The organism is Paenibacillus sp. JL3B1040 (genome assembly GCF_057063165.1).
Genome location: NZ_CM169317.1, coordinates 3,019,563 through 3,033,130, shown reverse-complemented (window position 1 = coordinate 3,033,130; position 13,568 = coordinate 3,019,563). Strand labels below are relative to the sequence as shown.

Annotated in this window: 10 protein-coding genes; 6 read left to right on the top strand and 4 right to left on the bottom strand. The window is 42.5% G+C overall.

The window, feature by feature from the left end; genetic code table 11:
* Nucleotides 1-350 precede the first annotated feature (350 nt).
* Together ACZF99_RS13645 and ACZF99_RS13640 are read right to left on the bottom strand one after the other, a co-directional pair.
* Nucleotides 351-698, bottom strand: a complete 348-nt coding sequence (locus ACZF99_RS13645; RefSeq protein ID WP_483605610.1) for a toxin-antitoxin system HicB family antitoxin — start codon at nucleotides 696-698, stop codon at nucleotides 351-353.
* 62 nt (nucleotides 699-760) lie between these two features.
* On the bottom strand, nucleotides 761-955 hold the full coding sequence (locus tag ACZF99_RS13640; RefSeq protein ID WP_483612713.1) for a type II toxin-antitoxin system HicA family toxin: 195 nt from the start codon (nucleotides 953-955) through the stop codon (nucleotides 761-763).
* Between the two features lie 458 nt (nucleotides 956-1,413).
* Here ACZF99_RS13640 and ACZF99_RS13635 point away from each other — a divergent pair, with 458 nt between their 5' ends.
* The 4 genes from ACZF99_RS13635 to ACZF99_RS13620 are packed head-to-tail and all read left to right on the top strand — an operon-like array spanning nucleotide 1,414 to nucleotide 8,140.
* Nucleotides 1,414-2,835 carry a Wadjet anti-phage system protein JetA family protein gene (locus ACZF99_RS13635; RefSeq protein WP_483605608.1) on the top strand — a complete coding sequence of 474 codons (1,422 nt, stop codon included), beginning with the start codon at nucleotides 1,414-1,416 and terminating at the stop codon, nucleotides 2,833-2,835.
* A 4-nt stretch (nucleotides 2,836-2,839) separates the two neighbouring features.
* A complete protein-coding gene (locus ACZF99_RS13630) occupies nucleotides 2,840-3,445 on the top strand; it encodes a DUF4194 domain-containing protein (RefSeq protein ID WP_483612711.1) in 606 nt (201 codons plus the stop codon).
* Complete coding sequence (locus ACZF99_RS13625; RefSeq protein ID WP_483605607.1) at nucleotides 3,414-6,800, top strand: ATP-binding protein; 3,387 nt, start codon at nucleotides 3,414-3,416, stop codon at nucleotides 6,798-6,800. Before ACZF99_RS13630 ends, ACZF99_RS13625 begins: the two co-directional genes overlap by 32 nt.
* A 56-nt stretch (nucleotides 6,801-6,856) precedes the next feature.
* Nucleotides 6,857-8,140 (top strand): Wadjet anti-phage system protein JetD domain-containing protein, encoded by a 1,284-nt coding sequence (locus tag ACZF99_RS13620; protein WP_483605606.1) that lies wholly within the window; start codon nucleotides 6,857-6,859, stop codon nucleotides 8,138-8,140.
* A 474-nt stretch (nucleotides 8,141-8,614) separates the two neighbouring features.
* Here the strand turns inward: ACZF99_RS13620 and ACZF99_RS13615 are convergent, their stop codons facing one another.
* Complete coding sequence (locus ACZF99_RS13615; protein WP_483605604.1) at nucleotides 8,615-8,995, bottom strand: pepsin/retropepsin-like aspartic protease family protein; 381 nt, start codon at nucleotides 8,993-8,995, stop codon at nucleotides 8,615-8,617.
* Nucleotides 8,992-9,252, bottom strand: coding sequence for a hypothetical protein (locus ACZF99_RS13610; RefSeq protein WP_178019601.1), 261 nt, complete (start codon nucleotides 9,250-9,252; stop codon nucleotides 8,992-8,994). The genes ACZF99_RS13615 and ACZF99_RS13610 overlap by 4 nt, the downstream gene beginning before the upstream one ends.
* Nucleotides 9,253-9,434: 182 nt before the next feature.
* Between ACZF99_RS13610 and ACZF99_RS13605 the strand changes: the two genes are divergently transcribed.
* Both ACZF99_RS13605 and ACZF99_RS13600 read left to right on the top strand, forming a co-directional pair.
* Nucleotides 9,435-12,071 (top strand): winged helix-turn-helix domain-containing protein, encoded by a 2,637-nt coding sequence (locus tag ACZF99_RS13605; RefSeq protein WP_483605603.1) that lies wholly within the window; start codon nucleotides 9,435-9,437, stop codon nucleotides 12,069-12,071.
* Between the two features lie 211 nt (nucleotides 12,072-12,282).
* Nucleotides 12,283-12,999 (top strand): NAD(P)-dependent oxidoreductase, encoded by a 717-nt coding sequence (locus tag ACZF99_RS13600; protein ID WP_483605602.1) that lies wholly within the window; start codon nucleotides 12,283-12,285, stop codon nucleotides 12,997-12,999.
* Nucleotides 13,000-13,568 lie beyond the last annotated feature (569 nt).

Genomic DNA, 13,568 nt, shown 5'->3' with positions numbered 1-13,568 from the left:
GCTATTAAAGCTTCTGTTTTCGTGAATGTAGCTCTACCCAGTTGCCAAAGAGAAAACACCTTCAAGGTTATCTCCACATCTCATGAAATGGCGTGATTTTCTTGAAGGTGTTTTAATTTATCTCACGCTATCGGGACAGTCCCTATCATTGATGGATACATTTTTAATAAAAATAAATATAGATATTTATAAAGCTGTTGAATCTGTTATTTTGATCATATAATTTTTATCTTTATGTAGACTATAGTTTATTAAATTTACAAATATTTTTTTGATTCATTTTATTTTTAAAACTAAGTCTTTGTATATAGATGTTGCCTGAATAGCTATTTTGGAAAAATACATTCATTTTATTTACTTAATTTATATAACATATATTGATTTAGAGAAATTCCTTCAATTTTCGCTTCGATAGTTAATTTCTGGTGTAGTGATTTTGGCATTCTAATATTAATTTTACCGCTGAATTCATTAAATGGTTCAGGAATTGAATCACCATACTCTAACTTTGATTCTAACCAGCCTTGTTTAGCCTCCTCTAAGTTTTTTAAAAGTTCTTCATAACTCTCCCCATCCGATTGACATCCTTCAAGTTCTAAGAAATAACCAAAGTAGTAATCCCCAGATTCGTCACGCATCTTTTTTACGATCATGGTGTAGTCCAAATTCATGAAATAATTTAACCTTTCTTTATCCATAATAATTGTAGCAGGGTATCACTCATCATTGGGTGTGTTAGTGGTTGAGGAAGGAAGGGGAGTTAGCTCCCCAACCGACTTAACACATCCTTGACATACACGGCCTTCAACGGATTGGATTTCCTTATGGTAATTACATCACCGGCTTTATTTCTAAAATGGTTATGAGAGCCATTAGTTCTAACAAGTGAATAGCCGTGATCATCGAGTACCTTATGTATTTCAGAAAATCTTATACCGTTAGGGCAGGTAGTCATTTTATCAATGATTTTTCCAACCCCACTCATTTTTCCCCTCCTTTCGACTATTTATATAGTACTGAATATAGTACTGATAATCAATAGCAATTTTATTTGAAGCACACGTTTTTTTCGTTGTTTATTGAAGGCAGAAACTTCTTATAACAAAGTTTTTGCATATCGGTACTTACACCCCTCGGTTATCAAATATTGGATTATTAAAAAATACTCAGAAAACAAATTGCTAATATAGTGCTGTTCGAACCGATTAATAGGTTTTAAGCACTAGAACATTGTCGAGTTAAGCAGGTAAATTGGAAAAAATGTAGAAATATATCATAAGACACTTGATTTGGGCAGTTCAGGTACCACGAATTAAAGTTTTAAAGAAAATAATCCCCATTCTTACATGCCATAATGCCTTGAAGTACTGCCGTAAATTTCTGTTATCATCTCGAAGGAATGAGCTGAATGGTATGAAATTGTTTGATGTAATCCCTGATGGACTTTTTTTGCTGCTGACTGGATCAAATAAACAGCTTTATGCAGAGATTTTATTGCTTCTCTATGAGAACGTTCAAGCTGAGCGATTTGGTATCCGCTATGAGGTAATGAGGGACCTAATACAGGAACTGCTGGAGACACACGAAGAATTAGGCGGCTCTATCAATGATCTGGACGAAGACGAAGAGCAACCGGTCCAGCATCAAACGGTGCAAGTCTCATTGGAGGAGGCCGCGCGGATAAAGGCCAATGCTATTCTCAGACGTTTGGAAAAAATGCGTTGGGTAAGTGTAGAAACTCGAAGCCAATTTGATCGCTATTTGGTTTTGCCCCATTACTCAAGTAAGCTTATTGGACTTTTTAAAGAATTGTGCGAAGCAAAAACAGTTGAGTATCAACGGTTTGCATTTCTTATTTATCAATCGCTCACCGGTGAGGCGGCCAAGTTACAACCTTGTTCGGCAGTGCTTGGTGCTGCAGATGTCTGTGCACAATTCAGACAGGAACTTATTGCTTTGTATAACAATATGAAGGCTCATATGGAACAGGTAGTCTTAAAGACTTCCATACAAGATGTATTGGATCATCACTTTGAACAATACAAATCTCAAATTATAGATAAGAGCTATCACCGTCTTAAAACGTCGGATCACGTGGCCCGGTACCGCATGCAAATTCTAAATACTGTGCAGCAATGGCTGCTGGATTCAACGTTATTGGAAGAAGCGGCTCTTGATGGAGTGAAAAGTGGGCTATACGCCGCTGTCGAGGAGGCTGAACGTGCAGTTCGTCAGGCATTATTTTTTATTGAGGAAACATTTCTTGGGCTTGACGAATTATTTTATCAAATTGATGTTCGTCATAACCAGTACTTACGGTCTTCATTTGAACGGGCGCGTTATTTAAGCCAACAAAATGAAGGAACAGAACAACAAATCGCTAAGCTGATAGAACTGCTTGGCAAGTCGCCTCCTTCCGATGAAGAGGATCGGATTTTTGCAATCCGTCAAGTAAGGTCGCTTTCTGAGCAATCGCTGTTGCCGCCAAGGCGGAAAAGAGCGCCGCATCAGCCGGAAGCTCACATTGTCATTGAAATACCTGAGCATATAAGGCAGGAAATGAAAGAAAAAAGTGCTGAGAAAATGCGCAAGGCCGTTACCCGGAAGAAGGTTAATGATTATGTGCTGCAAAAGTTGAATGGTCGGGCTGAAATGGAGTTAGCTGAACTTGCCCCTCAAACTGCAGAAGAATTTATATTGCTTGCCTATGTTTATTTATACGGAAGTGATGGCGGTTCTGCATTTCGCATTCAACGCCGGACTGAGCGGCAATTGCTTATTATCGGAAATTACCGGTTCGATAACCATACCATTAAACGGAGAGGGGGCAGTTGAAGTGATGTTTGAAGACTTGGGTGATTCGGAACGTGAAAAAGTACGGGAAGCAATAAACAGATTGTTGGAAGGAAATATGCTTGTTAAGGAAAAGGAGCGAGAGGTGTATGCAGTCATCCGGCGGAATCGTTCCGGCTTATCTTCTTATTTTCAATTTTTAGGTTGGGAATTAACGGTCGATGAACGACACGAATGTGTTTACTTGCATATCCAGGACAGCCGTTTACGGAAAAGACTTGATCGTGATCATACTATTTGGCTGCTAATCCTTCGTATTTTGTATGAAGAGAAAAGACAGGGCTTGACGCTGGCCGATTACCCGATGGTAACGTTGTACGAAATTCGAAGCAAATATGAGACTTTTCGTATGGAATGGGTTAAGCCTACTGTATTGGATCGGTTAGTACGATTGTGTGTCCAATTTCAGCTGATTGAATCGCTTGATGTAGACCAACGGTCGGATGATGCACGCTTTAAGTTATTTCATACTTGGATGTACGTGATCCAGACGGATGAAATGAAGTATTTAGCTGAGCGTCTTTCAAGATACGAGCCTGAAAAGAAAGGGGGGATGTTAGATGAAGTGGATGAAACGATTGCGATTGATTAATTGGCATTATTTCACAGATGTGACCATGGAGTTTGGAAAACAGACACTTATCACCGGCCAAAACGGTGCCGGGAAATCCACGATTATTGACGCACTTCAAGTTTTGTTTGTGGCAGATCAGCGGCTAATTCGTTTCAATGCAGCTACAGATGAGGCAAAACGGAGTTATATTAATTATCTAAAAGGTAAAATTGGAAACGATGACCGTTCTTTTCTTCGTGATGGTGATTTTACAACTTACATCGTCTCCGAATTTCTAGATGAAAAAAAGCAAGAATCTTTTATTATCGGGATTGTTGTAGATGTGTACCGGGACAGTACTTATGATGAAGAATACTTTATTTTGGCAGAAACCAAGTTGGAACAACTTGATTTTGTAAATTCCCGTGAAGAATTGTTGAATCGGGAAGAGTTTCGACGGCGTTATGGCGGTATTACCGGGGCGATCGGTAAAAGAGGGACTCGCAATAAAGCGCTGTTTGAAAGAAATAAGTCTAATTATGTAAAGGCGCTACTTGCAAGGACCGGAGGAATGCCTGAACGTTTCTTTAAAGTATTTACTAAGGCACTATCGTTTAAACCAATTTCAGATATTCGCAGCTTTGTTTATGACTACATTTTAGATCGCCGGGAGTTGCAATTAGATTTGTTAAAACACAATTTCGAGCTTCATGAACGATACAAGCTGGAATTGGAACGTCTTCAGGAACGAAAAGTACAACTGCAGGCCATTCAAGAGAGCTATCGAGTATATGTGAGATATCGGGAAACGGCGAAGGAACAGGATTATGTTATTCGGCGTTTAAAATTAGAAATAGAACGTGAGTACAAGGAAGAAAGGGAACGAGATCTAGCATATTCTCGGCAGCAATTGGCCTTGACAAAAGAAAGTATTTTGTTGGCTAAAACCAAGCATCGGGAAGCAAGCGAGGAAAGTAAAGCAGCTTATCGGCGTTGGCAAGACAATGCGGCTGAAAAAGAAAAACAAGTACTTGAACTGAAGGTGAAGGAAGGAGAAGAAAAGCTTGAGGAATTTAGAAGACTCAAGCAAACGTATGAATATCAGTTGGAGCAAGAGCTTGAGCTTGTGAGCCAACTTACTGATTGGTCCGACAATGAATATTGGACATTGGCCGATCAAGAAAGAGGGACAATAAAAGAGCATCAGGAGACGTTACAACTATTGTTGGAAATTGTCCGGTCTACGAAATTGGAAGTGTATGAGGAAGAGGAGTGGCAGTTATGTTTGAAGACGATAGGAAACGCATTGTCAATCTTCCATCAACGACTCATAGTCGGCGAGTCCCGTTTGCAGGAACAACTTAAAACCGATGAAGTACAAATCCGGGAATTGGAGCGGGTTATTCGCGAACTGGAACAGAGACGATTCAGCTATTCGGAGCCAGTACGTCATTTGAAAGCATTGTTAGAGGACAGATTAAAAGGTCGCTCGACAGTTTGGATTTTTTGTGAGGAAGCGGAGTTAATTGATGAAGAGTGGCGGAATGCCATTGAAGGCTACTTGAATACCCAGCGGTTTGACATTCTGGTCGAACCTCAATATGTTTCAGAGGCTCTACATATTTATGAGCGGGACAAATGGAAATATAAATTAGAGGGAGTAGGTCTAGTCGATACGGAAAAAGAGAAGCGATTTCTTGGCACTTCCGAAAAGGGATCATTAGCCTTTGAGGTTGAGGCCAGTCATCCTGTTATCCGAGCTCATATTGAACATTTGCTTGGAAGGGTGATGAAAGCGGCAAATGAGCAAGAACTCCGGCATCATCGTACCGCAGTAACCAAAAGTTGTATGGTTTATAGCAATTATGTAGCCATACAAATGGCCAAGAGGCAATATGAAGTTCCGTATATGGGAGCGAAGGCTATCGTTCGACAACTGGAAATTCGGCGAACCGAGCTGTCACAGCTTCAAGAAGCGCATGCTAAGCACCAACACTTATATAACGAATTTCAGATGAGAATTCGGAGTACAAAGGAAAAAGAGTCTCAGTATACTCGTTTATCGGAGAATACAGGTCTTATGCGAAAATTCGAGGAGCTAGCGCTTGAACTTGACCAAGATCAGGAAAGATTAAGAACGCTCGATCTGACAGAATCCGAACGCCTGAAAAGCGAGTACGAATACTGGAACGAGCAGGAGAGTAATTGGCTATCGCAACTGGGAGATTATCAAGAGAAACATGGAAAGTTAGAAGTAGAGTGCAAGCAATATACTGCGGCCGTTCATCTACAAGAAAACAAGATCAGAGAGGCAGAGGAAAACTGTCACCAATGGGTAAATGATTGGGGAATGGAAAATGAGCAGCGGGCATTGCAAAGGTATGAAGATTATTTAAAACAAACCACAACAATACCAACCGCGCAAAAGTTACATAATTATTCAATTAGTTGGAGGAGCACACAGACACAACGAGATGAACAATTCAAATCGGTAGTTAAACTGCGTACGCGTTATAATGTTGACCATGCCAGCAATGCTGATTTCCAGGATGAAGATAATACAGCCTATGATCAAATGTATGAGACAATTGAGCACCTGAACATTCCAGAATATCAAGCGAAAGTGGAGGCGGCTCTGGCTGATTCGGAGGAAGAGTTCAAATCACATTTTATTTTTAAATTACGTGAAGCCATTGAAATGGCACGTCGTGAGTTCGATCAGCTTAACTATGCCCTGCGTCATTTTCCCTTTTCTGACGACCGATATCATTTTGAAGTAAGAGCAAATGAACGATACAAAAAATTTTACGATGCCATTATGGATCCTATGCTTATGGAAAAAGGATCTTTGTTTGAGCTCCCTGATAATGAACGCACTGCAAACCTTCATGAGTTGTTTGAAAAGCTGGTACGGGGTGAGGTAGGGGAACTTGATGAATTTACAGATTATCGGCAGTATCTGGATTTTGATATTGTTATTACCTCAGGCAACGGTGCAAAATCCAAATTTTCACAAGTGCTGAAAGAGAAGTCTGGTGGTGAGACGCAAACACCGTTTTATATTGCAATCTTAGCTTCATTTCATTACTTGTACTCCAGTAACAAAACATCGCGGCTGGTTGTTTTTGATGAAGCTTTTAACAAGATGGACGAGCAGCGCATTCAATCAAGTCTTAGGTTAATCAAACAATTAGGACTTCAATTGATTGCTGCCGTCCCAGATGAGAAAATGCAGCATATGGCGCCTGAAGTATCGACTACCTTGTTTGTCACCAAGTTCAACTATCAATGCTACGTAGATATGATTGACCGCTGGGATGACCAAAGTATGTACGGAGCAGCGGATGAAGCTGACGAACAGGCTATAGACGATAATGAACTTACATTATTTTAAATAAAATAGCATGATTTTGATTGGGGCGTTTTCAAGTGACAGGAATGACTTCGGACTTGGGAGAAAAAGACTTTAAAAAACACTTTTCCCGGGAACTGTTAAACGCATTACTGAGTAAATATGAACAAAGTCAATCTTTTCAAAGCGGAAAGCCCGGCAAACAACGGCCACAGGTTGTGATGTCCAAAAGTTCTTTTCATTCGGACTATACGGATGAAATGGACTTTGTGAAACGGCAATGGATGAATGAAGTCCTGATTAATCTGGAGGATAGAAAAATTCTATCATTACATTGGGCCAAGTTTCGAGAAATGAAGGAAGTAGAACGTATTTATTTAAACTGGGAGATGATTGATGAGGCCTATTTACTTTCTGGGAGAATGCCGCTTCGTAAGAAATTGAATCGCCTTTATGAGATACTAGCTCCGCTTGCAAATCATCCGTGGGACTGGATAGCGAACTGGACGGTACAGGCACTGACAAGCTTGCAACAGGGAAAGACTGTTTATTTGGATATTGATAGTCCATCTGAATATGAAGATCTTGTACGGGTTCTGAATCACTTGCCTACGTTAGGAGAAAAGGTTGCTTCAATCCGATTGTTTAGTCAGCATTTATTTCATGACTCAAAGCATTTGGAGGGGAGTGTATTAAAGAAGTTAATATCTGTGGTAAAGCAGGCTTCCGGGGAACAGATGGAAACGGACGAAGAGTGGCTGGATCTTATCGGGCTGACTCGAAACCCGCAATATGTCTACTTTTGTGGTCCGCTTCAATTCAAGACAAACGGGGGATGGAACTCAACCGAAGGGTTGTTTGGAGGAGTAGGTTTGTCCCATCGAACTATAGAACTTATGACAGATATAACAACCGAAGTACGACGTATCATAACAATTGAGAACTTGACAAGCTACCATCAATGGATTGAACAGCGCGAGCGTTATGCTACTCAGGAATTAGTCATTTATACAGGGGGTTTTCCACATCGTAGTTTGCAACAATTTTTAAAATTGCTTTCCACGTTAATGGAAAGGACGGGTGACACCGTTCCAATTTTGCACTGGGGTGATATTGATTTAGGCGGAATCCGAATATTTGAGTTTATAAAGAATAAGCTACTACCTAATCTTAAACCGTTATGGATGGATACTATGACATTACGTAAGTATGAGCAGCAGGCTGCGACAATAACAGACGCCTATTCAGATCAAATTGCCGTGGCGCTGGAAGATCTTCGATATAAGGATTGGAAACTGGTATTACACTATATGTTGCAAAATAGAATTCGTCTTGAGCAAGAGGCTACAAGTGAAATTCTATTAAGACCAGAAGATTTTTAGTAACCTCGAAGTGTTTCATGTTATCGGCTCCTATAGAATGGAGGTTTTCTTAGCTCGATCGCAATTTTTTCTTGGCCGGTGTGGTAAACGATGTTATTATCTTTGCATTTTAGGAGCTCTTTGGTCGCTTCGGAGGGGTCTTGAATGGCTCGAACCAGAGCTACCTCGTTAACGAACTGTATGTTGTCTACGGTATGAGAGTCGAGAATTTCGAGCAGTACATATTGATCGGGATAAACCGTACGAACTTCCTGCCACAGCATAAAATCACTCCATTTCTCAGTGTTTCATTTATAGAAATTATATCATGTTTTGAAAGGCCGTCCCCCAACACATAAGCCCATGAACCGCATTATAAAAAGGACATGCAAATCAACAATATAAAGGCACAATAGGAGTGAATCGGCGGGCGAATTAGTAGTTGTGCTGGTTTCCCGTTTGTGGAATGCGGTTTTTTTTGGAGTGATTTTGTTTTTAGTGCATCACAAAGTTTTTGAAGTCGATAACCGCTTGACTTCTTGTGAAATAATCAACCCCGAGTATTGCATCAAAACCGTAAGGGATTTTTGTCATTGCTAATTGTAAAGTATAATTTGATAGATGGTTTGAATCGATTGAGATTTCGTCTACTGTTTGTTGAAATGCTAGTTCACTTTTGCCGCCAATCCCATACATTCGGACAGCTCTGCCAATTTCGGTGTTAATCATGAGACCGATCGAAGAAACGATGTCAGTATCAAAGACCGAAATTGCACAGCCCGTGTCGAGGAGAACGTTTTCTAGAGTAATCGTGCTAGATTTATAGCCTAATTTAACGGAAACAAGCGGTAGACCATTTTTCATCACAATCTTCATTGTAAGCCACGTACTCCAGTAAAGGGTTGCTCAATAATCTCAAGATGCTCATGTGAGGTGTGGTAAATGTAATATTCCCGACTGGGATCAGCAAGGTGGTGTTCTTTGTAAGCTTGCCAGGCACAATTCGTATCATCAAAATCAGAAATAACGGCCAGTTCCTCAACTTGCCGCTGTTGATTGGTGGATTTTGCGGAGATGGCTTCAAATAATACCCAACGATCAGGAAACTGTTTTCTAACCTTAGGCCATTTCATAAAAAACACCTCAAATCCTTTTTATGATACTTTTATTTTACTATAACAAACATAGAGTTGAAATCAATTGAAAGTAGATCGAAGGCATATGGGAGAAAAAATCATGTTCAATTCCCAAAAGCATACAAACTGTAATAGTCTCGAAGGAGTACATCAGCGATAGCCAAGAGGAAGTGAAAAAAATGAACATCCCAATATTAACCACAAAGTTGCATATTCCTCCGGCGCGAACGAAGGTGGTTCAACGCTCACATTTGTTTGAACGCTTGTACGAGGGGCTGCAAGGAAAACTAACGCTAATCTCCGCTTCTGCGGGCTATGGGAAAACCACGTTGGTCAGCGAGTGGTTGGCTGACTGTAGACGTCGGGCCGCTTGGTTGTCGCTGGATGAAGGTGATAATGATCCTGGGCGATTTCTCCTTCATCTTATCGCTGCCATAAAGAACATCGTTGACGTTAACGACCAAGGTGCATGGAAAGCGCTGCAAGCTCCGCAACCGCTGCCGATCCCATACATCCTTACGGCTTTAGTCAATGAGATATCCTCCGGTTCGGATCCATTTATTCTCGTGCTTGATGACTATCACGTCATTGAATCTCAAATTGTACATGATGCGCTGTCTTTTCTGATCGATCATCAACCTTTACAGATGCATTTGATCCTCATCACGCGCGAAGAGCCGCAGCTGCCGATCGCCAGATTACGGGCAAGGAACCAATTGACTGAACTGCGCGGAAACGACCTTCGTTTCACCCGGCATGAAGCGGGGTTATTTTTTAACCAAATCATGGGGCTTAACCTATCGTCTGCAGAGATATTATACCTGGAGGCACGCACAGAAGGGTGGATCGCCGGGTTGCAATTAGCCGCGATCTCTATGCAGGACCGTTCGAATACGGCTCAATTTATCTCGTCCTTTACCGGCAGTCACCGTTTTGTGTTGGACTATTTAATGGAGGAAGTCCTTATGCGGCAGTCCGAAAAGGTTCAGACCTTTTTGCTGCATACCTCCATTCTTGATCGAATTTGCGGCCCCCTCTGTGATGCCGTTCTACCGAAGGGTATGGGAGGAGATGAAATCCTGGCGTATCTGGAGCGTTCCAACCTCTTCATCATCCCGTTGGATAGCGAGCGTCATTGGTACCGTTACCACCATCTTTTTGCCGATTTGTTGCGTCAGCGTTTGTATCATGCCAACAAGGATAAGGCCGAGGAGATCGCCGTTCTGCATACCAGGGCAAGCCAGTGGTTTGAAGAGAATGACCTTGAGATCGAAGCTTTTCAGCACGCTGCGGCGGCTCAAGATGTGGATCGGGCCGCAACATTAATCGAAGGAAGGGGAATGCCCTTACATTTTCGCGGCGCCGCTCAACCTGTACTAAATTGGTTAAAGCGCCAGGACGAGTCCACGCTTAACGAACGGCCGTCGCTCTGGGTGATTTATGCCTCCGCCTTATTGATAATCGGCCAAGTAGACGGAATCGAACAAAAACTATCCGCTGCCGAAGCGGCCATGAAATACAACGCTCCCCAGGAGGCAGATCATCATCTCATCGGGCATATAGCATCGATCCGGTCCACGCTTGGAGTCGTACGGAACGAGACGGATACCATTATTACCCAATCCCTTCTCGCGCTGGAGCATTTACATCCGAATAATCTGCCTGTACGCGCGGCGACAACCTGGACGTTAGGCGTTGCCTACCAGCGGCAGGGCGATCGCGCAGCCGCCAGGCGAGCTTATACCGAAGCCTTATCGAGCAGCAAGCGAATGGGACATCTGATTATTACGCTTATGGCAACTTTAGGTACAGGCCAAATCCAGGAGTTCGACAATCAGTTGAACCTGGCTGTGCGAACCTATAAACAAGTCATTGAACTAGCTGGGGAACCGCCACTGCCGGCCGCTTGTGAGGCATTCTTAGGCATGGCTCGAATCTTCTATGAATGGAATGATTTGGAGGCCGCCGAACAGCATTTAGGGCAGAGTATCCTGTTGGCCAGGCAGATCGAGAATACGGATAGGCTATCCGATAGTGAATTATTTGCGGTAAAATTAAAACTCGCCAGACAAGATATTTCGGCAGCGGAAGCTTTGTTAACTAAAGCTCGTCATGAAGTGCAAGAACGATCCTTTACTCATCTTATGGGCGAAGTTCAACACATGGAACTGCTTATTTCTCTTCATCGCGGCAGCTTTCCGGAAGCCGTAAAGCATCTGGAAACTAGTGAATGGCCTGTTCTGCAATCAAGAATCCATATGATCCAAGGGAACGCAAAAGCGGCCCTGGCCATACTGGGTACTTTGTGTGACCAAGCGAAAGCAAAGCAATGGAAGAACGAACAGCTTAAGCTTCTTGTACTCCAAGCCTTAGCCTTTCAGATCCAAGGCGATATGGAGAGGGCGCTGCAAAGATTAACTGATGCTTTGACACTAGCGGAGAATGAGGGTTTCGTTCGTCTTTTTGTAGACGAAGGTATGCCCATGCTAGATTTGTTAACGGAAGCGGCTACCCGTCGCATCCAGCCGGATTATACCGGGTTTTTACTGTCTACCATGCATCATGAACAGAAGCTCCATGATTTCGCTGTTCACAGTCCCCCCACCCGCTTCGAGCCTTTAATCGATAGCTTAAGCGAGCGTGAACTGGAAGTTCTGCAACTGATCGCCCAGGGCCTCTCCAATCAACAAATAGGGGACCGGCTTTTCCTGGCCTTAAGTACAGTGAAGGGGTATAATCGCAACATTTTTGATAAATTACAGGTTAAACGGCGAACCGAAGCAATCGCACGCGCCAGAGAGCTCGGACTGATCTAACCTACTCCGGTCTTAAGCAATGCCTAGAGGCAAGGCTTGGGCCTTTTTTTATATCGAACCCTACTTTAGTATCTACTCGGTCATGCCTTGCAGCCAATATACTATTCATAAAAACACTTTATCGCGGTACTTCTAATACTCAGAGGATTCAATCAAGTTAAGGCGTGAGAACAACTTCTTAAATAAAATCTAATGAAAACGGAGATGAAGTATGAAAGTATTAGTGCTTGGAGCAAGCGGCGCTACCGGGAAACAAGTCGTCAGGCAATTTATCAAAAGGCAAATCCATACGCGGATTCTCATTCGCAAAAGTGCCGTTCTTCCCAAAGACATACTAGAACATCCATTAGTGGAGATTGTACAGGGGAATATCAACGAGTTAAATGAGGCTGAAATGAATCAGTTACTACGTGATTGTGATGTCATAATCTCCTGTCTGGGTCACAATCTTACGCTCAAAGGGATGTTCGGCAAACCTCGTGATTTGGTATTCGATGCAATCAAAAGAATCTGTGAGACCATCCCCAAAAGGGCCGACAAAAGGGTAAAACTCATCCTGATGAGTACAACAGGTTACACGAACACGTTATCGGGAGAGACAAATTCAATGGGAGAAAAAATCATCCTATCCTTACTAAAGCTTTTGCTTCCTCCTCATCGAGATAATATGAAGGCAGCAAATTATTTGATTGCCAAATTAGGTAAGGAAGACGACAATGTCGGATGGATTGCCGTACGGCCGGATACCTTGGTCAATCATGAGGAAGAGAGTCCATATGAAGTTTGTGAATCTCCGGTAAGAAGCCCCATATTCAATGCGGGAAAAACAAGCAGAATCAATGTAAGTCATTTGATGGCTGAACTGGCGACGGATGATAAGCTGTGGAAGTGTTGGGAATTCAAAACTCCGGTGATTTATAATAAATAGAAAGGTTGCGCATGCCGCCGAGGAGCAGAAATCGAAAGAGTTTCTGAAAGACACGATCCTGGAAGCCGTAAGCAATGAGAGGAAAAACGACATGGAAGACATCCGGAATTGGCAAAAACGGCCTCTCCAAAAAAATACAGCGTAAATTGGGGCACGATCTACTATGCTCATGACCAGGATTTGGCGCAAGATGCGATTAAGGATGGCCTGAACAGTTTGACGAATATGGACGCAGCAGAGGAACCTATCTATATTAGATGTTATCGACTATGGTGGCTGGTTTGGTGGGAGGGGAGGCCTCTTTCCCCACTTCCGTTTCGCTGATGGACACATCTACTGCACAAACTTCTTGTTGACGCTCCCTATCTAACGCTTGTCAACAACGCTATTTGAGCCGAAACGGGGACTTGAAAGTTGTAACGCTTGCAGGAGAGCTTATTTCCCGGCTTCTCCCCAGAAAAGCGGTGTTTTTGGCCCTATAAGCGCTGTGGTCAGCGTTAGAAATGAAACTCTCCTTTTTTTGCCCAAATAAGCGTTCTGGTAAGCGTTAGCGTAAATAGGAAACGGCG